Consider the following 21,906-nt stretch of genomic DNA (forward strand, 5'->3'; position numbering starts at 1 on the left):
ATGTGTCACGTCAGACCGCCGCCAATCTCGGGACCGCCGCCACCAGTTCCCGCGTGTACGGGTGCGCGGGCTCCTGGAAGACCGTCCCGACCGGGCCCTCCTCGACCACGCGGCCGTCCTTCATCACCAGGACCCGGTCGCACAGGTGGTGGACCACGCCCAGGTCGTGCGAGATGAACAGGTAGGCCACGCCCGTCTCCCGCTGCACGTCCTCCAGCAGGTCGAGCACCTGGGCCTGGACGGACACGTCGAGCGCGGAGACCGGCTCGTCGCAGACGATCACCGACGGCCCGGGGGCCAGCGCCCGCGCGATGGCGACCCGCTGCCGCTGCCCGCCGGACAGCCGCAGCGGCCGCCGGGCCAGATGCTCCTCGCCGAGCCCGACCAGTTCGAGCAGCTCGACGGAGCGCGCCCGCCGCCGCTCGCGCGGCACGTCAGCCACGGACAGCGCCTCGGCGAGCACCTTGGCCACGGTGTAGCGGGGGTCGAACGAGGCGAGGGTGTCCTGGTAGACGACCTGGACGTCCCGCTTCCGCCCGTTCACCGCCACGGTCCCGGTGTCGGGCGCCGTCAGTCCGAGCGCGATCCTGGCCGTGGTCGTCTTGCCCGAGCCCGACTCGCCGACGATGCCGAGGGTCTCGGCCGCGCGCAGGGTGAACGACACGTCCTGTACGGCGGCCCGGCCACCGAAGGACTTGCCGATCCCCTCGGCCCGGACGACGACCTCGCCGGGAGCGCGCCGGGGCCCGGCCGGAGCGGCGCCGGAGAGCCTGGTGCCCTTGGTGTGCTCGGCCGGGATCGCCCGGAGCAACTGCTTGGTGTAGTCGTGCTCGGGCTCGGCCAGCACCCGCCGGGTGGGCCCGTGCTCGACGATCACGCCGTCCTTCATCACCGCCACCCGGTCGGCCAGCCGGGCGACCACCGCGAGGTCGTGGCTGATCACCAGCAGCGACCTGCCCTGGCCCTTGATCGAGGCGAGCAGGTCCAGCACCTGCGCCTGGATCGTGACGTCCAGGGCGGTGGTGGGCTCGTCGGCGACGACCAGCTCGGGATCGGCGGCGAGCGCGGTGGCGATCAGCGCCCGCTGGCGCAGCCCGCCGGACAGCTCGTGCGGAAGCTGCGCGGCCCGCAGCTCGGGCTCCGGCACGCCGGCTGAGGCGAGCAGTTCGATCACCCGGGCCCGGCGGGAGGGTCCGGAAAGGCCGGTGTGGGCGGCCAGGACCTCCTCGATCTCCTTGCCGACCTTGCGCAGCGGGTCCAGCGACACCAGGGCGTCCTGGAGCACGAACCCGATCCTGCCGCCGCGCAGCCGCCGCCAGGCGCGCTCGCGCAGCCCGGTCAGGTCCTGCCCGGCGAAGGTCAGCTCACCGGCGCTGACTCGCGCGCCCTCGCCGGTGAGGCCGACCAGTGTGCGGGCGGTGACGCTCTTGCCCGAGCCGGACTCTCCGACCAGGGCCAGGCACTCCCCCGCCCCGATCTCGAACGACACTCCGCGCACGACCTGCGCCGCCCCGAAGGCGACGCGCAGGTCGTCCACCTTGACGACGCTCACCAGGTCCTCCCTTCCGATCGCAATCTGAGTGCCCGGCCGACCACGGTCACACTGATCACCGTCAGCGTGATCGCCGCGCCCGGGAAGACGCCGTACCACCAGGCACGCGAGATGAAGTTGCGGGCGGTGGACAACATGGAGCCCCATTCGGGTTCCGGCGGCGGTGTGCCGAGCCCGAGGAAGCTCAGCGCGGAGCCCGCCACGAGGGCGGTGCCGACGCCGATGGTGGCCAGGATCAGCACCGGTTTGACCGCGTTCGGCAGCACGTGCCGCAGGATCACGCGGGGCGCGGACAGCCCCAGCGCGTACGCCGCCTCGACGTAGCTCGACCTGCGCACCGCGAGCGTCTGCGCGCGCACCAGGCGGGCGTAGCCGGGGATGTTGGCCACGCCGATGGCGATCACGGCGTTCGTGGTGCCGCCGCCGGCCACGGTGATGACCACGAGCGCCAGCAGCAGTTCGGGGAAGGCGAGCCCGATGTCGGACAGCCGCATGATGACGTTCTCGACGATCCGGTTGCCCAGCCCGGCGGCCAGTCCCAGCAGCCCGCCGAAGAGCAGCGCGACGGCGATCGCGCCGAAGCCGAGGAGCAGCGAGGTCCGGGTCCCGTGCACGATGCGGGCCAGCACGTCCCTGCCGTTCTCGTCGGTGCCCAGCAGGTGCTCGGCGCTGGGCGGCCGGAGCGTCTGCCCGCTGTCCACGGCCAGCGGATCGTGGCCGCTCAGCAGACCGGGTACGAGGGCGGCCAGCACGAGCACGGCCAGGACGGCGACGGCCAGGTAGAGGCCGAGACGCTTCACGCGGCCTCCTTCAGCCGGGGATCGATGACCAGGTAGAGCAGGTCCACCACGAGGTTGACCAGCACGTAGACCAGGGCGGACAGCAGCACGACGCCGAGCACGACCGGCAGGTCCTTGGCGTTGACCGCGGAGACCAGCAGGCGGCCGATGCCCTGCCGGGTGAAGAGCGTCTCGGTGATGACGGCGCCGCCGAGCAGCGCGCCCACCCAGTAGCCGGTCATGGTGACGAGCGGGGTCAGGGCGTGCCGGAGCGCGTGCCGCAGCCGTACGGTCGTCTCGCCCAGCCCGCGGGCGCGGGCGCTGACGATGAACGGCTCGTCCAGCACCTCCTCCAGCGCCTCGCGCAGCACGTGGCCGAGCACGCCCGCGATCGGCAGCGCCAGGCAGAGCGCGGGCAGCACCAGGGAGGCCAGGCCGTGGCTGCCGGTCGCCGGGAACAGCCGCAGCCCGAAGGAGAAGACGGTCAGCAGCACGATGCCCAGCCAGAACGTCGGCGTCGAGGCGACCAGCAACTCCGCCCCCGAGGCCAGGCCGCGTAGCCAGCGCCGCCGCTTGGCGGTGGCCAGCGCGACGGTGACGGCCAGGACGAGCCCGACCACGGCGGCGGCCAGCGCCAGTTCGAGGGTGGCGGCGGCCTGCTCGCCGATGGCCTGGGTGACCGGGGTGTGCAGGCGGTAGGAGGTGCCGAAGTCGCCGGTCACGATGCGGCCCAGGTGGGCCGCGTACTGGACGTACCAGGGCCGGTCGAGGCCGTATTCGGCGGTGACCTGGGCGAGCACCTCGGGGGTGGGCGCGGCGCCCTCCCCGCCGATGATGGCGTCGGCGGGGTCGCCCGGCGTGAAGTGCACCACCAGGAAGGTCAGGGTGGCCGCGCCCCACAGCACGCCGGCCCCGGCCAGCAGCCGCCAGCCGATGAATCTCAGGGTCGTCATTCGTCCAGCCAGGTGTCGTAGAAGTACGGCGACGGGTAGGCGGGCGTGAAGGCCAGGTCACGGACCTTCTTCTGGTACGAGACGGGCCGCGGGTCGTCGTAGAACGGGATGGCGGGCGCCAGCTCCAGCAGCCTGGCCTGCGCCTGGTTGTACAGCTCCGCCGGCTCCGCGGACTCCCTGGCCCGCTCCAGCAGGTCGTCGAGCCTGGGGTCGGACAGGCGGGCGACGTTCTGGCCGCGCCGCTTGTCGGTGGTGATGTTCTTCGAGGAGTACTGGATCCACAGCACGTCGGGCGTGTTGGTGGCCCAGAGGCCGGAGGTCAGGTCGTAGTCGCCCTTGACGTTCCGGTCGGTGAGCTCCTGCTCGGGCGGCGTCTGGATCTGGATGTCCAGGCCGATCTTCCGGGCGGCGGCCTGCGTCTGGACGGCGATCTGCATGCGCTGGGCGGGGAAGTTCGCCGCGATGGGGAAGTACGCGGTCAGCCTCTTGCCGTTCTTGAGCCGGATGCCGTCCTTGTCCTTCTCCATCCAGCCGGCCTCGTCCAGCAATTTGCTCGCCTTCGCCGGATCGTGGGCGATGGTGCCCGCCAGGCCCTTGGCGTAGCCGGGTGTGGAGGTGGTGACGAAGCCCTGCGCCACCTGGTACTGGCCGAACGAGATGCCCTTGATGATCGACTCGCGGTCCACGGCGGCCAGCAGCGCCTGGCGCACCTTGACGTCGTCGAACGGGGCGCGCGAGGTGTTCAGCCAGAACGCCATCGGGTGTCCCGGCCTGACCACGCTGAGGAAGCCGAGGTCGGGGTTGGCCTTGACGTCCTCGACGTTCTGCGGCGGCGTGAAGTCGATCGCGTGCACCTCGCCGGCGGCCAGCGCGTTGTAGCGGGTGGCGTCCTCGGTGAGGAAGCGGATCTCCAGCTTCTCCAGATACGCGGGCCCGGTGTGCTTGGCGCTCTTCGGGCCCCAGTTGTAGTCGGGGTTGCGGTGGTAGGTGACGCTCTGGCCCTTGGTCCACTTGTCGAAGATGAACGGGCCGGAGCCGATCGGGTGCTCGCAGATGCTCTGCGGGGCCTCCTTGATCTGCTTGGGCGAGATCATGCCGAGGTAGCCCTGGGCGAGGATGTCGAGGAACGGCGCGTACGGCGACGACAGCCGGACTTCGAGCGTGTGGTCGTCGACGACCTTGGCGTCCTTGTACGGCGCGATGTACGCCGCCGCCAGCGGTGACTTGGTCGCCGGGTCCTTCATGTGCTCGAAGTTGACCTTCAGCGCCTCGGCGTTCCAGACCGCCCCGTCATGAAATTTCACGCCCTGCCGCAGCTTGAACGTATATTTCAGGCCATCGTCGGAGATCTTCCAACTGTCCGCCAGCCACGGCTGGATCGTGCCGTCGGCGTCGAACCACACCAGCGAGTCGGCCACCGGCACCGTCGTCACCGGGCCGTCGGAGCTGGAGTTGCCGTGCGGGTCGAGGCACGGCGGCTCCTGCCCGTTCTCGCCCAGGACCAGCGTTCCGCCGGACTTGGTGGCGCGGGTGCTCGCGGGCGCCGTACCGCATCCGGCGAGCAGCAGCGCGGCGGCGAGAACGGCGAGTGTCTTCGTCATGTGTCAGCTCACCCAGGTGTCGTGGAAGGTGACCGCGCCATAGGCGTAGTCCCAGGTCAGGCCGTGCACCGTCTTCTGCGAGGAGACGAGGCTGGGGCGGTTGTAGAGCGGGATGGCGGGCGCGAGCTCGATCAGCCGTTCCTGCGCCCGGCCGTAGATGGCGGCGCGTTCGGTGGCGTCGGTGCTCTTCCTGGCCTGTTCCAGCAGCTTGTCGATCTGGTCGTCGTCGAGCCTGGTGGTGTTCTGGCCGCGCCGCTCGGCGGTGGTGATGTTGCCGGAGGCGTACTGGATCCACAGCACGTCGGCCGTGTTGGTGGTCCAGATGCCGGCGGACACGTCGAAGTCGCCCTTCGACGTGCGGTCGGACGAGACCTGCGCCGTGACGTTCTCGATCTTGAGCTCGATGCCCGCCTTGGCGGCGGCGGCCTGGGCCTGGACCAGGATCTGCGTGTTCTGGGGGTTCACTCCCGTGTCGAGGGCGGTGGCGGTCAGCCGTTCGCCGTTCTTGACGCGGATGCCGTCCTTGTCCTTGGCCGTCCAGCCGGCCTCGTCCAGGAGCGTGTTCGCCTTGGCGGGGTCGTAGGAGATCCGGCCCGCTTCGGCGTGGTCGGGGGTAGAGGGGGTGACGAAGCCGGTGGCGAGCTTCCACTGGCCGAACGAGACGCTGTCGATGATCGCCTTGCGGTCCACGGCGAGCGTGAGCGCCTGGCGGACCTTCGCGTCGCCGAAGGGGGCGCGGCCGGTGTTGAGCCACACCGAGAACGGGTGGCCTGGCCGGTCGATGGTGGCGAAGGCCAGGTCGGGGTTGGCCTTGACGTCCTCGACGCTGGCCGGCGGGGTGTTGTCGATCACGTTGACCTCGCCGGAGAGCAGCGCGTTGTAGCGGGTCGCGTCCTCGGCCAGGAACCGGATCTCCAGGCGGTCCAGGTAGGCCGGCCCTGAGCGTCCGGCCGGCCCCCAGGCGTAGCCGGGGTTCTTGCGGTAGGTGATGCTCTGGCCCTTGGTCCACTTGTCGAACACGAACGGCCCGGAGCCGACCGGGTGCTCGCAGGTGCTCGCCGGGCTCTCCTTGAGCTGCTTGGGCGAGATCATGGCCAGGTACGACTGCGCGAGCACGTTCAGAAACGCCGAATACGGCGAGGTCAGGCGCACTTCGAGGGTCCTGGCGTCCACGACCTTGGCGTCCTTGTACGGCGCGATGTAGGCGGCGGCCAGCGGCGACTTGGTGGCCGGGTCGCGCATGTGGTCGAGGTTGGCCTTGAGCGCCTCGGCGTCCCACACCGCCCCGTCGTGGAACGTCACGCCCTCGCGCAGGGTGAACGTGTAGGTCAGGCCGTCGTCCGAGACCTTCCACGCGGACGCCAGCCAGGGCTTGAGATCGCCCTCGGCGTCCTGCCACAGCAGCGAGTCGAAGATCGGGCGGCCCACGACCGTGGTGTTGGTGGTCGAGAGCTGGTGCGGGTCGAGGCAGGCGGGCTCGTCGCCGTTCTCGCCCAGCACGAGCGTGCCTCCGGACTTGGGCGTACCGGTCGCGGCGGGGGTGCCCACGGTGTCAGAACCGCAGGCGACCAGCGCGAACGTTGACAGGGCCAAGACCGTGGCGAGCGGCAGTTTCGAGCGGTTGAGCATGGAAGTCCTCTAAACAGGTATTGCCTACCGACATTGTAGGGATTACGGTGAACCATAACGTAACACGCAGAACGGACGAAACACATGACCCACGTGATCGCCGACGACGCCGAGGCGTTGACGGCGGCCCGCGACCTCGCCGGTGAGCTCGCGGCCGAGGCGGCGATCCGCGACGCCGAGCGCCGCCTGCCCGGCCCGGAGCTGGACCGGCTGTCGGCAGGCGGCCTGCTCGCGATCACCGTCCCCCGCGAGTACGGCGGCGCCGACGTCTCGGCGCGCACCGTCGCCGAGGTGTTCAGGCTGCTGGCCGCCGCCGACCCCAACATCGCGCAGATCCCGCAGAGCCACTTCGTGTACATCAACGTGCTGCGCCGGCAGGGCACGCCTGACCAGCGCACATTCTTCTTCGCCGAGGTCCTGGACGGCAGGCGGTTCGGCAACGCGCAGTCGGAGGCGGGCACCAGGCACGTCCAGGACTACCGGACGTCGCTGGTCGCCGCCCCCGGCGGCGGATTCCTGCTGAACGGCGTCAAGCACTACAGCACCGGCGCCCTGTTCGCCGACTGGATCCCGGTCCTGGCCCGGCGCGAGGACGAGACGCTGCACGTGGCGTACGTGCCGCGCGACGCCCCCGGCCTGACGGTCGTCGACGACTGGAACGGCATGGGCCAGCGCACCACCGCCAGCGGCACCGTCCGCCTGGAAGACGTCGCCGTGCCCGCGGACCGGGTGGTCCCGCACCACCTGACGTTCCAGGGGCCGCAGTTGCACGGCGCGTTCGCGCAGCTCCTGCACGCGGCGATCGACGTGGGCATCGCCGGAGGCGCCCTGGAGGAGGCCGTCGCCTTCGTGCGTACCAAGGCCAGGCCGTGGTTCGAGAGCGGGCAGGAGCGCGCGGCCGACGACCCGCTCGTCCTCCAGCGGGCCGGGGAGCTGGCCGTCAAGGTGCGGGCCGCCGAGGCGCTGCTCGACGCGGCGGGCGCGGCCGTGGACGCCGCCCGCGCGGACCTGACCGACGAGTCGGCCGCCGCCGCCTCGATCGCGGTGGCCACCGCCAAGGCGTTCGCCGACCCGGTGGCCGTCGAGCTGGGCAACGCGATCTTCGAGCTGGGCGGCACCCGTTCCAGCCTCGACGGGCTCAACCTGCACCGCCACTGGCGTAACGCCCGTACCCACACCCTGCACGACCCGGCCCGCTGGAAGATCCAGCACATCGGCCGCTACGTACTGAACGGCCAGCCGCCGCCCCGGCACGGCCTGCTTTAGGAGAAACGATGAGTCTCACGTTCCACTGGTTCCTGCCCACGTACGGCGACAGCCGCGACGTGGTGGGCGGCGGCCACGGGCTGCCCGCGGGCGCGGCGAGCGGAGCCCGGCCGGCCACGCTGCCCTACCTGCGCCAGATCGTGCACGCGGCCGAGCAGCTCGGCTTCGTCGGCGCGCTCACGCCCACCGGCGCCTGGTGCGAGGACGCCTGGCTGACCACCGCTCTGCTGGCCGGCACCACCGAACGGCTGAAGTTCCTGGTGGCCTTCCGTCCCGGCCTGGTCTCCCCCACGCTCGCCGCGCAGATGGCGGCCACCTTCCAGTGGCATTCGCGCGGCCGGCTGCTGCTCAACGTGGTCACCGGCGGGGAGAGCCACGAGCAGCGCGCCTACGGCGACTTCCTGGACAAGGACGCCCGCTACGCGCGTACCGACGAGTTCCTGCACGTCGTGCGGTCGCTCTGGCGGGGCGAGACGGTGAGCTTCACCGGCGAGCACCTCCGGGTCGAGGAGGCCCGGCTCAACCGGCTGCCCGACCCGGTGCCCGACGTGTACTTCGGCGGCTCCTCGCCCGCCGCGGGCCGGGTGGCGGCCCGGCACGTGGACGCGTACCTGACCTGGGGCGAGCCGCCGGAGGCGGTGGCCGCGAAGATCGCCTGGGCGAACGAGCTGGCCGCCGCCGAGAGCCGTACCCTCAGGCACGGCATCAGGCTGCACGTGATCACCCGCGACACGAGCGAGCAGGCGTGGGCGCAGGCCCGCAGGCTGCTCGACGGCATCGACCCGGCCACGGTCGAGAAGGTGCAGGCGGGCCTGGGCCGCGGCGAGTCGGAGGGGCAGAAGCGGATGCTCGCCCTGCACGGTGGCAGGCGCGACGACCTGGAGATCTACCCGAACCTGTGGGCCGGCGTCGGGCTGGTGCGCGGCGGGGCGGGAACGGCGCTGGTCGGCAGCCACGCCGAGGTCGCCGACCGCATCGAGGAGTATCACCGGCTCGGCCTCACCGAGTTCGTCCTGTCCGGATATCCGCACCTGGAGGAGGCGTACTGGTTCGGCGAGGGCGTCCTGCCGATCCTGCGCGAGCGCGGCCTGTGGCGGCACCCGGACGCGCCCGCCGCCGGCGAATCCGCCGGCGAATCCGTCGGCATCCCGTTCGCCGCGGCGGGAGCCCGATGACCACCCTCGGCGAACTGCGGCGGCGCGCCGCGGACGTCCTTCCCGAACTGGCGGCCGGGGCGGCGGAGCGGGAGCTGGCCCGCGAGCTCCCGCGCGCGCAGGTCCGCGCCCTGGCCGCCGCCGGCCTGTTCACCTTCCGGATTCCGGCGGCGTACGGCGGGGCCGGCTCAAGCGTCGAGGAGGTGTTCGCCTTCATCGTCGACCTCGCCGCCGCCGACTCCAACGTCGCGCAGGCGGTCCGCTCCAGCTTCGGCCGGGTCGAGCACCTGCTGACCGCCGCCGAGCCGGAGCGGGAGCGCTGGTTCCCGCGCTTTCTCGCCGGGGACGTCTTCGGCAACGCCGGCTGGGAGGTCGGCGGCCCGAACGGGGCGGTGCGCACCCGCATCAGCCGCGACGGGACGGTGAACGGCAGCAAGTACTACAGCACCGGCGCGCTCTACGCCGACTGGATCAGCCTGGTGGCGGTGGACGACGACGGCGAGAGGGTGTTCTTCACACTGCCGCGCGACCGCGAGGGGCTGGAGCTGCTCGACGACTTCGACGGCATCGGGCAGCGGCTCACCGCCAGCGGCACCACCCGGCTGACCGGCGTCCAGGTGCGGCCCGACGAGTTCGTCAAGCGGCCGGGCGGTGGTGAGCGGCCGGGTGGCGCCGTCCGATCTCCGGTCAGCCCGTTCATGCAGCTCTACCTGGCCGCCGTCGAGGCCGGGATCGCCCGTAGCGCGCTCGCCGACGCCGTGGCCTTCGCGCGCGAGCGTGCCCGGCCCATCGAGCACAGTGACGCCGGGCGGTCGGTGGACGACCCGTACGTGCGGCACGCCGTGGGCGAGATCTCCGCGCGGGCGTACGCGGCCGAGGCCGCGGTGTTGCGCGCCGCCGCCGCCATCGACCGGGCCTGGGCCGGTGGACTCACGTCCGAGCTGCTCGACGAGGCGTCCGCCGAGGTGGCCCAGGCGCAGTTCGCCGCCGTGGAGTCGGCGCTCAAGGCGGCCGAGCTGGTGTTCGACGTGGGCGGCGGCTCGGCCGTGGCCCGCCGGCACAACCTGGACCGGCACTGGCGCAACGCCAGGACCGTCGCCAACCACAACCCGCGCGCCTGGAAGGCGAGCGTGGTCGGCGCCTACCGGCTCAACGGCACCCCGCCCCCGCTCAACGGCCTGTTCTGACGGAGCGACCACTGTGACCTCTTCACCCCCCACCACCCTCCCCGTGCGGGAGCCCCTCGATCCCCCGCCCGCGCGACGGCCTGCCGGGACGCGGGCGGCCCGGCGGGTGGGTGTGCGCGTGCTCGCCGCCCTGGCGCTGCTCGGCCTGTGGCAGCTCGCCGCCACCGCGGCGGACAACCCGTCGTTCGTGCCGGCGCCCGCCGCGGTATGGGATCAGCTCGTACGGTTGTCCACGACGCACGACGGCGTCCGCGGCTACAGCGGCGGCCTGCTCATCGAGCACCTCGGGGTGAGCCTCCGGCGCATCCTCATCGGGTCGGTGATCGGCGTGGCGGGCGGGCTGGTGCTGGGCGTCGTCCTCGGCACCGTGCCGTGGATCCGCGTCGTGGCCGAGCCGGTGGTCACGTTCGTGCGGGCGCTGCCGCCGCTTGCGTACTTCAGCCTGCTCATCATCTGGTTCGGCATCGACGAGACGCCCAAGCTGTGGCTGCTCGCCATCGCGGCGCTGCCGCCGGTCGCCGTGGCCACCGCGGCCGCCGTGCACGGCGCGCCCGCCCACCTGGTGGAGGCGGCCAGAGCGCTCGGCGGCTCGCGGTGGGACGTCATCAGGGACGTGGTGCTGCCCAGCGCGCTGCCGGAGATCTTCACCGGGGTACGCCTGGCCGTCGGCCTCGCGTACTCGTCCGTGGTCGCCGCGGAGACCGTGAACGGGGTGCCGGGCATCGGCGGCATGGTCCGTGACGCCCAGCGTTATCTGCAGACCGACGTCGTCGTGCTGGGACTGTTCGCCATCGGCCTCTCCGGCCTGCTCATCGACGGCCTGCTGCGGGCCGCCGAGAAGCGGTTCATCCCCTGGAGGGGCCGCTCATGACCTCGACAAGAAAGGCCGCCATGCGCCTCAGACTCCTGCTGCCTCTGGTGCTGACCTTCGCCCTGGCCGCCTGCGGCAACGGCACCGCCTCGGGCGGCGGCGGTACGGCCACCAAGAGCATCCGCATCGCCTACCAGGCGTTCCCCAGCGGCGACCTCATCGTGAAGAACAAGAAATGGCTGGAGCAGGCGCTTCCCGGCTACAGCATCCAGTGGACCAAGTTCGACTCCGGCGCCAGCATCAACACCGCCTTCGTGGCCAAGAGCGTGGACATCGCCGCCATCGGGTCGAGCCCGGTGGCGCGCGGGCTCTCGGCTCCGCTGAACATCCCGTACCAGGTGGCGTTCGTGCTGGACGTGGCCGGCGACAACGAGGCCCTGGTCGCCAGGAACGGCACCGGCATCGAGAAGATCGAGGACCTGCGCGGCAAGAAGGTCGCCACATCGTTCGCCTCCACCTCCCACTACAGCCTGCTCGCCGCCCTGAGCCAGGCGAAGATCCCCGAATCCGCGGTGACCCTCGTCGACCTCGAACCACAGGACATCCTCGCGTCCTGGACGCGCGGCGACATCGACGCCGCCTACACCTGGCTGCCGACGCTGAAGGAGCTGAAGAAGGGCGGCAAGACGCTGATCAGCAGCCGCCAGTTGGCGACGGCGGGCAAGCCCACGCTGGACCTCGGCGTGGTCTCCACCGCGTTCGTCCAGGCGCACCCGGACGCCGTGGACGCCTGGCGCAAAGCCGAGGCCAGAGCCCTTCACCTGATCGCCGACAACCCCGACGAAGCGGCCACGGCGGTGGCCGCCGAGCTGAACCTCGCCAAGGACGACGCCAAGGACCAGCTCAGCCAGGGCGTCTTCCTCAAGCCCGCCGACCTGGCCTCCGCCGAATGGCTCGGCACCCCGGACGCCCCCGGCGGGCTGGCACAGAACCTGGTCAGCGCCGCCCAGTTCCTCAAGGACCAGCGGAAGATCGACGCCGTGCCCGACCTGGAGACCGTGCGGCGGGCCATCTACACCAAGGGGCTGCCCGGTGTCCTCGACTCCTGACGCGGTCCACGCCTCTGAGGTCGAGCACGTGTACGGCCGGGGCGCCGACGCCGTGACCGCCCTCGGGCCCGTCTCACTCGATGTGCCCCAGGGATCGTTCCTCGTGATCGTCGGCGCGTCCGGCTGCGGCAAGAGCACGCTGCTGCGCCTGATCGCGGGCTTCGAGCGGCCCACCTCCGGCACCGTGCTCACCAACGGCGGCCGCCCCACGCCAGGGAAGGGCGCCGGGATCGTCTTCCAGCAGCCCAGGTTGTTCCCGTGGAAGAGCGTGGGCGGCAACGTGGAGCTCGCCCTGCGCTACGCGGGCGTGCCCCGCGATGAGCGTGCCCGCAGGGTCCGGGAGCTGCTGGAGCGCGTCGGTCTGCGCGACGTCGCCCACCGCCGGATCTGGCAGCTCTCCGGCGGTCAGCAGCAGCGGGTGGCCATCGCCAGGGCGCTGGCGGCCGACGACCCGCTGCTCCTGCTCGACGAGCCGTTCGCCGCTCTGGACGCGCTCACCCGGGAGCGGCTGCAGGAGGATTTGCGGCTGGTGAGCGTACAAACCGGCCGGACCTCGGTGTTCGTCACCCACAGCGTCGAGGAGGCCGTGTTCCTCGGCAGCCGGGTCGTGGTGCTCACCAAGCGGCCCGGCCGGGTCGCGCTCGACCTCGACATCCCCCTGCCGCGTACCGGCCTCGAACCGGACGAGCTACGCGCCCTGCCCGAATACGCCGCCCTGCGCGCCACGGTCAGCCAGGCCGTACGCGCCGCCGCCTGATCGTCAAGGAGCCCCACATGTCCGCCTCGCTCACTCTTGACCCGCTCGGACCACACTTCGGCGCCCGGGTCGAAGGGCTCGACCTGGCCACCGCCCACGACGACGACCTGGTCGCGGTACGAGCCGCGCTCATCGACAGGAAAGTGCTCTTCTTCTCCGGGCAGACCCTCGACCCCGACGGCCAGATCGCCCTGGGGCGGCGGCTCGGCGAACTGACCGCCTCCCATCCCGTCGTCGGCGGAGTGGACGAGGCGCACCCGGAGATCTACGCGCTCGACAGCGCCGACAACGGCTTCGCCGACGTGTGGCACACCGACGTCACGTTCATGCCCCGCCCGCCGCTCGGATCGATCCTGCGCGCCGTGACCCTGCCTCCCAGCGGCGGCGACACGAGCTGGGCCGACAGCCAGCTCGCCTACGACTCCCTGTCCGCGCCGGTACGCGACCTGGCCGACCGGCTCACCGCCGTGCACGACGGCAACCGCGAGTTCGGCTACTACCTGGCCCAGCGGCGCGGCGGCAAGGGCAGCGTCTGGGACGGCGAGGTCGTGACCCGGCTGGACCCGGTGGAGCACCCCGTCATCCGCGTCCACCCCGAGACCGGCCGCAAGGGCATCTTCGTCAACCCCGGCTTCACCTCCCACATCGTCGGCGTCTCGGAGGCCGAGAGCCGCGCCATCCTCGACCTGCTGTACGCGCACCTCACCAAGCCCGAGCACATCGTCCGCCACCGCTGGAAGGAAGGGGACGTCGCCATGTGGGACAACCGCTCGACGGCCCACTACGCCAACCGCGACTACGGCACCGCGCACCGGGTCATGCACCGCATCACCCTGCGCGGCGACCGCCCGCTGGGCCCGACGGCCTCTGGCTGATCTCGCGCCCGAGATCGGCCGGACCGAGATCGGCCGGACCGAGATCGGCCGGACCGAGATCGGCCGGACCGGGACCGGCCGGCCGAAGGGCCGCTCAGGCCGCCGCGTGCAGCCAGGATCCGGCGACCTGGGCAAGCACGGTGCGGGACAGGGCGTCGGCCTGCCGCAGCAGTTCCGCCGGGCCACCGGGGCTGTCGAAGCCGGCGGCGCCGCCGAGGGTCCAGGAGCCCAGGGCGAACCGGCGGCCGTGCGCGGCGCCGGTCCGGCTCACCAGCCGGCGGTCCGGGAGACGTACGTCCAGCAGGCCCGCCGTCTCCCGGCACTCGCCCCTGGCGTACAGGCCGGCGATCAGCGGGTCGGAGCCGCCGGGCGGGTCGGCTTCCACGAGCGTGCGCGCCACCGTGGAGCCGGGTACGGTCGGGCTGGTCGCGCGCCACATTCCGGACTCCTCGTCCTGGCGGACGCGCAGGTCGGCGCCCAGGAAGGTGACGACGCCCGCGCGGGCGAGCGCGCGCAGTTCGGCCTGGCGGGCGAGCGACGGACCGTCTGCGAGGAGGCCGGCCAGCCCTTGGAGCCAGGGGTCGTCCGCCCGGACGGTGCGCGCGGACAGCAGCCAGTGGATCATCGCCAGGTCGGCGCTGAAGGCCGGGTCGGCGCCCCGCTCCAGGTCGGCGGCGAGGTAGCCGTGCATCCACCGCTGCAGCCCGGCGAGGTCGCCGAAGCGCATGCCGTGCAGCGGGCGTTCCAGCCGGTCGAGGCGCAGGCGGTCGGCGAAGCGCGGCACCGCCTTCGTGATCAGGGCGCGCATCTCCTTGCCACCCCACTCGGCCGCCTCGAAGGCGCTCTCGAACGCCTGCCACGTCGTCCGGGTGCGGGTCGAGTGCCGGGTGAACAGCTCGTGATAGTACGCGTACGCCAGCCCCTTGGCCTCCGCGTGTCCGTCCACGCTTGGAGGTGGGCCCGCGAGGCGGTAACCGGGGCGGGCGTGGTGCGGGACGCCGTGTCGTGAGCCCGCGTACAGCAGCGGCTCCGCACCGCTCGGCCGGTAGACCGGCTCGCCCCGCCGCCCCTCGATGAACCGGCCACCGCGCCCGACGGTGAGCAGGGCCACCAGGTCGGCGAACGACCGTCCGGTGCCACGCACCAGCACCGGCCGGCCCGCTGGAACGGCGTCCAGATCCAGGCCGTCGGTCAGGTAGGCGGGCCCGTGCGGGCCGGCGGGCCGGTCGGCGGACGCGTAGGCGAGCCCGTGCCGGTCGGCGGTCAGGTAGGTGAGCCCGTGCCGGTCGGCGAAGGCGATCTCCGCTGTGGGCGGGGGCGCCTTGGGGCGTCCGTGCGCCAGCACCACCGCGTCGGCCTCCAGCGACCCGCCGGTGGACAACGCCACCCGTTGCCTGCCCGCCGCCCCAGTGAGACCGACCGCCCTGGCCTCGTGCACGCGCACCCGGACGTCGCGGGGCGCGAGGCGTACCGTGCGCTCGAACGCGTACCGCAGATATTCGCCCACCTGGGACCGCGAGGCCGGCTGCCCCGGCCCGCCGCCCAGCCAGTCCGCCAGCGACGGCCCCTCGCCGTCGCGGAAGACGGTGAGCTCCTCGGCCGCCGAGCCGGCCCGCAGCGCGTCGGACTGCCCGCTCCGCCATAAGCGGCCCCCACCCGGCGGGTACGGGTCCACCACGTGCAGGTCCAGCACTCGTCCCCCGCCGATCCGGGCGTTGGCGCAGATCCGCTCCACCAGGGACGTTCCGGACGGACCGGCTCCCACCACCACGACCGCGCTCATGCGCGTCCTCCCCGCGTATGTCGTTTTCCGCTGCCACTCAGGTCGTGCGGGTCAGCGACATTGCGCGCTGGCGACGCGCACGAGGTCCACGTGCGGGCGCGTCGTCAGGAGAAGGCCGTGGATCATGAACCCCAAGCTACACACCGGCCGCCAAATAAGCAATATTACCTACTGGCTATACATGAAATCACAGGCGCCTTGCGCGGCAAGCAACTGGGACCGCATGCCATTAGAGGGATATTCATCCGACCTACTGGCGGACATGGCGGGCCGATCGTGCCGCAACGCACCCCCCACCGCCCACCCGGCCAGGAAATCCTTGACCACATCCGATGTTTCCTCTACGTTACGGGGCATATTGAAGTTGCGAAAGATTTCGCAACTACATCCCTTCGTTTGAGGTATGGAGTGCCGCATGCCCTCCCCCCACCGTTGCCTGGCCGGCGCTGATCCTCTTCCTGTACTTCAAGTACATCCCGATGGCCCAGGGCATGTGGCTGAGCTTCTTCAAGGTGCAGCCGTTCCTGGGCAACGAGTGGCTGGGGCTGGAGAACTACCGCAGGGTCTTCGCCGAGGAGGCCTTCCGCGACGCGACCGCGCACACGCTGATCTACTCGGTCGGCCAGACCGTGGGCTCGATCCTGGTCGGGTTCGGGCTCGCGCTGCTGCTGGAGGGCAAGGCCAGGACGTTGTGGTTCGTCCGTACGGCCGCCTTCCTGCCGGTGGTCACGGCGACCGCGGTGGTGGCGGAGGTGTGGCGGCTGCTGTACTTCCCGGGCGACGAGGGCATGCTCAACACCCTGCTGAGCTGGTTCGGCAGCGACACGCGGCGCTTCCTCGACGATCCGGACGGCGCGCTCGGCTGGGTGGTCCTGGTCGGGATCTGGAAGGGCGCGCCGTACGACATGATGATCATCCTGGCCGGGCTGGCGGGCATCGACCGGCAGCTCTACCACGCGGCCGCCATCGACGGCGCGGGCCTGCTGCAGCGGATCCGGTACGTCACCATCCCCGCGCTCAGGCCCGTCGTGACGATCCTCATCATCCTGGCCTGCGTCCGCAGCCTGCGGGTGTTCACCGAGATCTACGTGCTCACCGGCGGCGGCCCGGCGGGCGCCACGGACGTGATCATGACGCGGATCTTCGCCACCGGCTTCCGCAACGGCGACATGGGCTTCGCCACCGCCGCGTCGGTCGTGCTGTTCATGGCGACGCTGCTGCTCACGGCCGTGGTCACGCTCTACCGCAGACGGAAGGAGCGCAATGTTTGAGACCACGCTCAACTGGTCCTGGGGCCGCAAGCACCCGCTGGCCTCCGCCGCCCGCATCCTCGTGTACGCCGTCGTCCTGCTCGTCTTCTGCGGGCCGCTGCTGGCGATCTTCACGGGCGCCTTCGACCGGAGCAGCGACCCCAGCCGGATGTCGTTGTTCCCGTCGAACCCGACGCTGGTGAACTTCGAGGTGGCCGCCGATCAGGGCCTGTGGCGGTTCTTCACGAACTCGCTGGTCATCACCGGCGGCGGGCTGCTGCTCCAGGTGACCGTGAGCGTTTTCGCGGGTTACGCGCTGGCCCGAAAGAAGTTTCGGGGCCAGGCCGCGGTGCTGGTCGCCGTCCTGGCCACGATGATGATCTCCGACGAGGTCATCGCGATCCCGCTCTCGCTGGTGCTGAACGACCTGCCGCTGCTGGGCGTCTCGCTGCGCGGCTCCCTGCTCGGCATGATCGTGCCGCTGGGCGCGTGGGGCTTCTCGATCTTCGTGATCAGCGAGTTCATGAAGGAGATCCCGGCCGAGCTCGAAGAGGCCGCCCGCGTGGACGGCGCCGGCGAGCTGCGCATCTTCCTGCAGATCATCCTGCCGCTGTGCCGCCCGGCACTCGGCGTGATCACGATCTTCGGCTTCAACATGGTCTGGGACCAGTACCTGCTGCCGCTGATCGTGGCTCAGAGCCCCGACAACTATCCGATCGGCGTCGGGCTGTCGATGCTGCGCACCAACCCGGAGATCGGGCCGGGCCCGCTGCTCGCCGGGGCGCTCGTCGCCATGCTTCCCAGCCTGATCGTCTATCTGGCCTTCCAACGTACGTTCCTGTCCGGCCTGGTCGCCGGCGCCGTGAAGGGGTAGCACGACATGACACACGATCTCAGCCGCCGTTCCCTGCTGGCGGGCGCCGGTGGCGCGCTCGCCCTGAGCCTCACCCCGTCCCCCGCGTACGCCGACGCGTGGCGTTCGACCCTCGTCTACCGCAGGGGCGAACGCCTCGTCTACGGCCAGGACGCCGAGCACAACCGCGTCCCCGACTTCAGCCACGCCGGCTACCAGGGCGGCGAACGACCGATCCCGCACCTGCCGGTCGTCAAGACGATCGGCCCGGTCGAGGGCGACAACACCGCGCACATCCAGGCCGCGCTCGACGAGGTCGCGGCGCTGCCGATCCGCAGGCGGGGCGCGCTGCTGCTGCGGCCGGGCCGCTACCCGGTGTCGGGCACGATCTACGTACGCTCCAGCCGGACCGTGCTGCGCGGCTCAGGGGACGGCGACGATCCCGCGTTCAACACCGTCATCCTGGCGACGGCGGCCGGGCCTGCCGACCGGACGGTGATCGTCGCCGGTGGCGGGGGCCCGATCGACTGGGCGGCCTGGCGCGGCGAGGTGCCGGGCACGCGTACCGACATCACCTCCGACTTCGTGCAGGTGGGCGCGCGCTCCTTCGAGGTCGCGAACGCCGGCGGGCTGCGGCCCGGCGACAACGTCGTCGTCTTCCACCCGTGCTCCGACGCCTGGCTGCGGGCCATCGACTACGGCGGCCATGACACGGGCCGGCCGTGGAACGTGGACGAGGAGCCCATTCTCTACAACCGGTTCGTCACCGACGTCTCGGGCAACCGGGTCACCGTGGACGCCCCGGTCTTCAACCACCTCGACCGGTCGCTGTCGCAGTCGTACGTCTACAAGACCGACGGCGCCGGCGTGGTCACCGAGGTCGGCGTGGAGCGGCTGCGGGTGGACGTCGAGTTCGACGGCGACCCGTTCGCGGCGAAGTCGGTGATGCAGAACGCGATCCGTATCTTCCGCGCCCGCGACGCCTGGATCCGCACGTGCACCGCGCTGCGGTTCTGGCAGGTGGGCATGGAGGCGTGGGAGGCGACCCGGGTCACGATCGAGGACTGCCGCGCGCTGGAGCCGACCGGCTCGACCTCGACGGGCGGCAACCGGTACAACTTCTGCGCGCACCCGTTCGCGCAGAACGTGCTGTTCAAGGACTGTCACGCCTCGAAGGCCAGGCACGCGTTCATCGACAACGGCGCCGCCTCCTCCTCGGGCATCGTGTTCCTGCGCGGGCTCTCCGAGGAGACGTACAACACCAGCGAGGGCCACCGGCGCTGGAACACCGGCCTGCTCTTCGACGGCCACCGGGAGCTGAACCCGCACCGCGCGCTGACGCTGGGCCTGTACAACCGGGGCTGGTGGGGTACCTCCCACGGCTGGTCGGCGGCCCATTCCGTGGCGTGGGGGTGCGACATGGGCGGCAGCCAGATCGTCGTGCAGAAGCCGCCCACGGCGCAGAACTACGTCGTCGGTGCCAGGAGCGCCACGGTGAACGCCAACGGCCCGTTCGCGCAGCCGGTCGGCCACATCGAGGGCACAGGCGAGACCCGGTTGGAGATTCCGTCCCTGTACGTCGCTCAACTGCGCCAAAGAGGTTTCCAGAATGCCTAGGATCGACGCCTTCAGGGAGCGACGGTTCGGGCTGTTCGTCGATCCTGGTCGTTTCGGAGCTGTCCGCCGAGCAGGGGCGCATGGGCATCCCGTTCATCATCGTGCGGCCTTCGGAGAACGAGCCCCGACAGCTCGACGAGCCGGCAGGGCGGCTTGTCGGCCATCCGCCACCTCATCGAGCTGGGCCACGAGAGAATCGCGATGATCACCGGTCCGGCCGGGCGGCCGACCTCGCGGGTGCGCCTGGACGGCTACCGCGCGGCCCTCGACCGGGCCGGGATCACCCCGGACCTGGGGGGCTGATCCGGCACGGCGGCTACTCCCACGAGCCCGCCTACCAGGCGTCGCTGGAGCTGCTGCGACTGCCCGGCCGGCTCATCAACGGCGCGGAGCCGGAGACGCCGCGCGTCGACCTGGCCACCCGTCTGGTCGTACGCGAAAGCACCGGCCCGGTGCCCTGATCGCTCAGGACGGGACGCGCACGCTGCGCCCCTGCCCGATGTCCACGGGACCGGCCCCTGGCCTGACCACCCGGACGACGGTGCCGGTGCAGCCCGGCTCCTGGAAGACGGCGACCGAGACGTCGGTCCTGTTGGTGATGCTGGTGAAGACGGGTTCGGGAGAAATGCATCCCGCCTTGGGGTTGGGAATGGCGGCGTCGGGCCCGTCGGGGAAGTGCAGGATCAGGGAACCCGTCGCGGCATTGGCGGTCGCCATATTGACCGACCAGGCCATTCCGGTCAGCGCGAGTGCGGCTATGAACATTCTGGCAAGCTTCATGGAACGCTCCTTCTTGTGGATGGTTTTCGTCGCGTTCAGCATTCGACGATTTAGCCCCGGCCTGGCCGCGCTCAGTATGGGCAGATGAAAACCAGCCGAGCAAGAGCGATTTTCCCGCCGCGACACTCTGAGTCTGAGGTTTTGTCCGGCTCATCGCTCAACGATCCCGCGCTGTGACCAGCAGAATCACCGCCACGCCAGTGCGCGCCCGCTCCTCGCGTTTCCCGCCTGCACAGGCCGATTTTGTGCTAATCGAGGGCGACGACATGCTACCCGGAGCGACGAGACTCGACTTAGGTTTGACACCACCGGCCGGCACTTTGGAGGACTCATGCCACCTTAAAAGGGCCGTTCAATCCCACCACACCACGACCGAAAGACCTCGCGACGCGGCTCCTTCATAGAAGTCCCTCAGCGCGCTGAAGTGACCCGTCAGATATTCGGCCGGATCACCGGTGAACCCCGTGCCGATCAGCCCGCTCACATCCGCTTGATCATCGGACAAGGCCACCCGCAATGCCCCCGCGTCCATTGTCCGAAGTCCTCGCACGATATCCACGACGGCGCTGGAGCTCAGGGCCATCACCGGGCCGTAGGCTCCGGCGCCGATCCGCACCTCTCCGTCCAGCGCCCGCTTGACCGCGCTCAACGGGGCCGGCCCGGGATCGAGGTGTTCGCACGTCCGCAGCAGCGGCAGTCGCGCCCAATCCAGGTCCAGGTGGTCGCCCGGCCGGCCGGTCTCGAACGACAGAATCCGCTCCAGCCACTCGGGCGTCGAGTGGACCTCGGCGAATTCGATATCCGGAACTCGGGCGAGCTGCTGCGTCACGGCCATGATCGGAGTTTGCCGGCTCGCTCAGGGCATGGGCGACTGCTTTCGGTGGAGGGTCGCTCGTGCGCGGAACGTCGTCACCGAGTCCAGTTCGGGCGGGCGAGCGCTCGCGGTGCGGAGGTGATCGAGGAAGTCACCGGTCGGGGCCAGGCCGTGTTCGCGGAGGTAGTAGGCGAGGGCATCCGACCAGATCCATGCCCCGTCCGTACGGAAGTTCCAGGGGACGGTGGCGCGGCGTGCGGGGTCGACGATGTCGTCGCGGAGCACGTCGTTCGCCCGCACGAGGGTCGCCGAGGTGAGGTAGCCGGTCAGCCTCTCGCGCAGGTAAATGTCGGTCAGGAGTGGATGGTCGGGGGCGAAGCGGGGGCCCGTGCCGGGGTCGATGGTGTCGTACACGGGCGCGCGGTGGATGAGGTGCGGCGGGGTCGAGGCCCACAGGAGGGATGACCAGGCGCGGGCGGTTCGCTGGTAGAGAGGGAGGGGGGATCCGCTGGCATAGGTCTCGATCTGGGGGCTGATCTCTCCTTGGTCGCTCAGCGCCACCTGGGCGCGGAGGGCCAGCATGGAGGGGTCGGTCCGGGGGGTCACCTCGATGAGATAGACCCGGCGGCCGGGCGAGCCGGTGGGCGGGAAGCGCCATGTTCGCCACAGGCCCAGGCATCCGGGCCTGCCGGCCACCAGGTCGATCATGGTCCGGTCGCGGTCGTCGAGCAGGTCGGGCGAGATCGTCAGGTCCTGGTCGTCGGTGAGGTCGAGGCAGCGTCCGATCCGGTCGCCGCCGGTGCGCAGCGCGGTCAGGGGGGCGGGGGCGAAATCCCAGGTGGGAACGGGTTCTGTTGCCTGGCGTGGCACTCTGGACAACGGACCGGCGTCGAGGCCGCAGCCTGTCAGGACGCCGGCGAGGAGGTCGGCGTCGCGGTCGGTCAGCGGGACGCCGCGCTCGACGACCGCCAGGCTGACGGTCCTGGCCAGGCTCTGCAGGTCCTCGGCGACGAGCCGGTCTCTGGCCTCGCTGATCAGCCCGTCCGGTATCCAGCCGGAGAGCCGGAGCAGCATCGCGTGACACTCCGCGACAAGCCGCGGAAATCGGTAGGAATATTGGTTCACCCTGCTCTCCT

General features: G+C 71.2%; 21 protein-coding genes. 11 read left to right on the forward strand and 10 right to left on the reverse strand.

Annotated elements, in window-relative coordinates; all coding sequences use genetic code 11:
• Positions 1-10: 10 nt before the first annotated feature.
• The 5 genes from C4V41_RS52905 to C4V41_RS52925 are packed head-to-tail and all read right to left on the reverse strand — an operon-like array spanning position 11 to position 6,514.
• Positions 11-1,552, reverse strand: a complete 1,542-nt coding sequence (locus C4V41_RS52905; protein WP_103963670.1) for a dipeptide ABC transporter ATP-binding protein — start codon at positions 1,550-1,552, stop codon at positions 11-13.
• The gene (locus C4V41_RS64940) at positions 1,549-2,352 is read right to left on the reverse strand and encodes an ABC transporter permease (RefSeq protein ID WP_103963671.1); all 804 of its coding nucleotides are present in this window, start codon (positions 2,350-2,352) and stop codon (positions 1,549-1,551) included. Before C4V41_RS64940 ends, C4V41_RS52905 begins: the two co-directional genes overlap by 4 nt.
• Positions 2,349-3,284: an ABC transporter permease gene (locus C4V41_RS52915; protein ID WP_103963672.1), complete on the reverse strand. Its 936-nt coding sequence runs from the start codon at positions 3,282-3,284 to the stop codon at positions 2,349-2,351. Before C4V41_RS52915 ends, C4V41_RS64940 begins: the two co-directional genes overlap by 4 nt.
• Positions 3,281-4,885: an ABC transporter substrate-binding protein gene (locus C4V41_RS52920; RefSeq protein WP_103963673.1), complete on the reverse strand. Its 1,605-nt coding sequence runs from the start codon at positions 4,883-4,885 to the stop codon at positions 3,281-3,283. Before C4V41_RS52920 ends, C4V41_RS52915 begins: the two co-directional genes overlap by 4 nt.
• Positions 4,886-4,888: 3 nt before the next feature.
• A complete protein-coding gene (locus C4V41_RS52925) occupies positions 4,889-6,514 on the reverse strand; it encodes an ABC transporter substrate-binding protein (RefSeq protein ID WP_103963674.1) in 1,626 nt (541 codons plus the stop codon).
• Between the two features lie 84 nt (positions 6,515-6,598).
• Between C4V41_RS52925 and C4V41_RS52930 the strand changes: the two genes are divergently transcribed.
• From C4V41_RS52930 to C4V41_RS52960, 7 genes are read left to right on the forward strand one after another with little or no spacing between them, the layout of a single operon-like run.
• On the forward strand, positions 6,599-7,780 hold the full coding sequence (locus tag C4V41_RS52930; RefSeq protein WP_103963675.1) for an SfnB family sulfur acquisition oxidoreductase: 1,182 nt from the start codon (positions 6,599-6,601) through the stop codon (positions 7,778-7,780).
• 8 nt (positions 7,781-7,788) lie between these two features.
• Complete coding sequence (locus tag C4V41_RS52935; protein ID WP_103963676.1) at positions 7,789-8,955, forward strand: LLM class flavin-dependent oxidoreductase; 1,167 nt, start codon at positions 7,789-7,791, stop codon at positions 8,953-8,955.
• Positions 8,952-10,121, forward strand: a complete 1,170-nt coding sequence (locus tag C4V41_RS52940; RefSeq protein WP_103963677.1) for an acyl-CoA dehydrogenase family protein — start codon at positions 8,952-8,954, stop codon at positions 10,119-10,121. The genes C4V41_RS52935 and C4V41_RS52940 overlap by 4 nt, the downstream gene beginning before the upstream one ends.
• Before the next feature lie 13 nt (positions 10,122-10,134).
• Complete coding sequence (locus tag C4V41_RS52945) at positions 10,135-10,992, forward strand: ABC transporter permease (protein WP_103963678.1); 858 nt, start codon at positions 10,135-10,137, stop codon at positions 10,990-10,992.
• Positions 10,989-12,041, forward strand: coding sequence for a taurine ABC transporter substrate-binding protein (locus tag C4V41_RS52950; RefSeq protein WP_235030941.1), 1,053 nt, complete (start codon positions 10,989-10,991; stop codon positions 12,039-12,041). Before C4V41_RS52945 ends, C4V41_RS52950 begins: the two co-directional genes overlap by 4 nt.
• The gene (locus tag C4V41_RS52955) at positions 12,025-12,798 is read left to right on the forward strand and encodes an ABC transporter ATP-binding protein (protein WP_103963680.1); all 774 of its coding nucleotides are present in this window, start codon (positions 12,025-12,027) and stop codon (positions 12,796-12,798) included. The genes C4V41_RS52950 and C4V41_RS52955 overlap by 17 nt, the downstream gene beginning before the upstream one ends.
• Before the next feature lie 17 nt (positions 12,799-12,815).
• Positions 12,816-13,673, forward strand: coding sequence for a TauD/TfdA dioxygenase family protein (locus tag C4V41_RS52960; protein ID WP_103963681.1), 858 nt, complete (start codon positions 12,816-12,818; stop codon positions 13,671-13,673).
• Between the two features lie 94 nt (positions 13,674-13,767).
• Here the strand turns inward: C4V41_RS52960 and C4V41_RS52965 are convergent, their stop codons facing one another.
• Both C4V41_RS52965 and C4V41_RS66315 read right to left on the reverse strand, forming a co-directional pair.
• The gene (locus C4V41_RS52965; RefSeq protein ID WP_200824868.1) at positions 13,768-15,456 is read right to left on the reverse strand and encodes an FAD/NAD(P)-binding protein; all 1,689 of its coding nucleotides are present in this window, start codon (positions 15,454-15,456) and stop codon (positions 13,768-13,770) included.
• 51 nt (positions 15,457-15,507) lie between these two features.
• Entirely contained in the window at positions 15,508-15,582 is a 75-nt protein-coding gene (locus tag C4V41_RS66315; RefSeq protein ID WP_407670168.1) for a putative leader peptide, read from the reverse strand.
• Between the two features lie 353 nt (positions 15,583-15,935).
• On the opposite strand from C4V41_RS66315, the gene C4V41_RS52970 reads away from it, so the two are divergent.
• The 4 genes from C4V41_RS52970 (at position 15,936) to C4V41_RS61330 (ending at position 19,479) form a co-directional block, all read left to right on the forward strand.
• Positions 15,936-16,727 (forward strand): carbohydrate ABC transporter permease, encoded by a 792-nt coding sequence (locus tag C4V41_RS52970; RefSeq protein WP_103963682.1) that lies wholly within the window; start codon positions 15,936-15,938, stop codon positions 16,725-16,727.
• Positions 16,720-17,580 carry a carbohydrate ABC transporter permease gene (locus tag C4V41_RS52975; protein ID WP_103963683.1) on the forward strand — a complete coding sequence of 287 codons (861 nt, stop codon included), beginning with the start codon at positions 16,720-16,722 and terminating at the stop codon, positions 17,578-17,580. The genes C4V41_RS52970 and C4V41_RS52975 overlap by 8 nt, the downstream gene beginning before the upstream one ends.
• A gap of 6 nt (positions 17,581-17,586) precedes the next feature.
• Positions 17,587-19,176: a peptidoglycan-binding protein gene (locus tag C4V41_RS52980; RefSeq protein ID WP_103963684.1), complete on the forward strand. Its 1,590-nt coding sequence runs from the start codon at positions 17,587-17,589 to the stop codon at positions 19,174-19,176.
• Between the two features lie 153 nt (positions 19,177-19,329).
• A complete protein-coding gene (locus C4V41_RS61330) occupies positions 19,330-19,479 on the forward strand; it encodes a substrate-binding domain-containing protein (protein ID WP_146104153.1) in 150 nt (49 codons plus the stop codon).
• Positions 19,480-19,641: 162 nt separating this feature from the next.
• On the opposite strand, the gene C4V41_RS52985 is transcribed toward C4V41_RS61330, so the two are convergent.
• The 3 genes from C4V41_RS52985 to C4V41_RS52995 form a co-directional block, all read right to left on the reverse strand.
• A complete protein-coding gene (locus C4V41_RS52985; protein ID WP_146104154.1) occupies positions 19,642-19,956 on the reverse strand; it encodes a hypothetical protein in 315 nt (104 codons plus the stop codon).
• Positions 19,957-20,308: 352 nt separating this feature from the next.
• Positions 20,309-20,791, reverse strand: coding sequence for a DUF1877 family protein (locus C4V41_RS52990; RefSeq protein WP_103963686.1), 483 nt, complete (start codon positions 20,789-20,791; stop codon positions 20,309-20,311).
• A 21-nt stretch (positions 20,792-20,812) separates the two neighbouring features.
• Positions 20,813-21,895 (reverse strand): hypothetical protein, encoded by a 1,083-nt coding sequence (locus C4V41_RS52995; protein ID WP_146104155.1) that lies wholly within the window; start codon positions 21,893-21,895, stop codon positions 20,813-20,815.
• Positions 21,896-21,906 lie beyond the last annotated feature (11 nt).

This window comes from Nonomuraea solani (assembly GCF_900108335.1).
GTDB classification, from domain to species: Bacteria; Actinomycetota; Actinomycetes; order Streptosporangiales; family Streptosporangiaceae; genus Nonomuraea; species Nonomuraea solani.

Excerpts from the sequence above, each read along its gene's own strand:
- C4V41_RS52950 (WP_235030941.1), top strand. The coding sequence starts at position 10,989 with ATGACCTCGACAAGAAAGGCCGCCATGCGCCTCAGACTCCTGCTGCCT.
- C4V41_RS52935 (WP_103963676.1), top strand. The coding sequence starts at position 7,789 with ATGAGTCTCACGTTCCACTGGTTCCTGCCCACGTACGGCGACAGCCGC.
- C4V41_RS52920 (WP_103963673.1), bottom strand. The coding sequence starts at position 4,885 with ATGACGAAGACACTCGCCGTTCTCGCCGCCGCGCTGCTGCTCGCCGGA.
- C4V41_RS52930 (WP_103963675.1), top strand. The coding sequence starts at position 6,599 with ATGACCCACGTGATCGCCGACGACGCCGAGGCGTTGACGGCGGCCCGC.
- C4V41_RS52980 (WP_103963684.1), top strand. The coding sequence starts at position 17,587 with ATGACACACGATCTCAGCCGCCGTTCCCTGCTGGCGGGCGCCGGTGGC.
- C4V41_RS52975 (WP_103963683.1), top strand. The coding sequence starts at position 16,720 with ATGTTTGAGACCACGCTCAACTGGTCCTGGGGCCGCAAGCACCCGCTG.
- C4V41_RS52940 (WP_103963677.1), top strand. The coding sequence starts at position 8,952 with ATGACCACCCTCGGCGAACTGCGGCGGCGCGCCGCGGACGTCCTTCCC.
- C4V41_RS52970 (WP_103963682.1), top strand. The coding sequence starts at position 15,936 with ATGGCCCAGGGCATGTGGCTGAGCTTCTTCAAGGTGCAGCCGTTCCTG.
- C4V41_RS52990 (WP_103963686.1), bottom strand. The coding sequence starts at position 20,791 with ATGGCCGTGACGCAGCAGCTCGCCCGAGTTCCGGATATCGAATTCGCC.
- C4V41_RS52985 (WP_146104154.1), bottom strand. The coding sequence starts at position 19,956 with ATGAAGCTTGCCAGAATGTTCATAGCCGCACTCGCGCTGACCGGAATG.
- C4V41_RS52960 (WP_103963681.1), top strand. The coding sequence starts at position 12,816 with ATGTCCGCCTCGCTCACTCTTGACCCGCTCGGACCACACTTCGGCGCC.
- C4V41_RS52925 (WP_103963674.1), bottom strand. The coding sequence starts at position 6,514 with ATGCTCAACCGCTCGAAACTGCCGCTCGCCACGGTCTTGGCCCTGTCA.
- C4V41_RS52965 (WP_200824868.1), bottom strand. The coding sequence starts at position 15,456 with ATGAGCGCGGTCGTGGTGGTGGGAGCCGGTCCGTCCGGAACGTCCCTG.
- C4V41_RS52915 (WP_103963672.1), bottom strand. The coding sequence starts at position 3,284 with ATGACGACCCTGAGATTCATCGGCTGGCGGCTGCTGGCCGGGGCCGGC.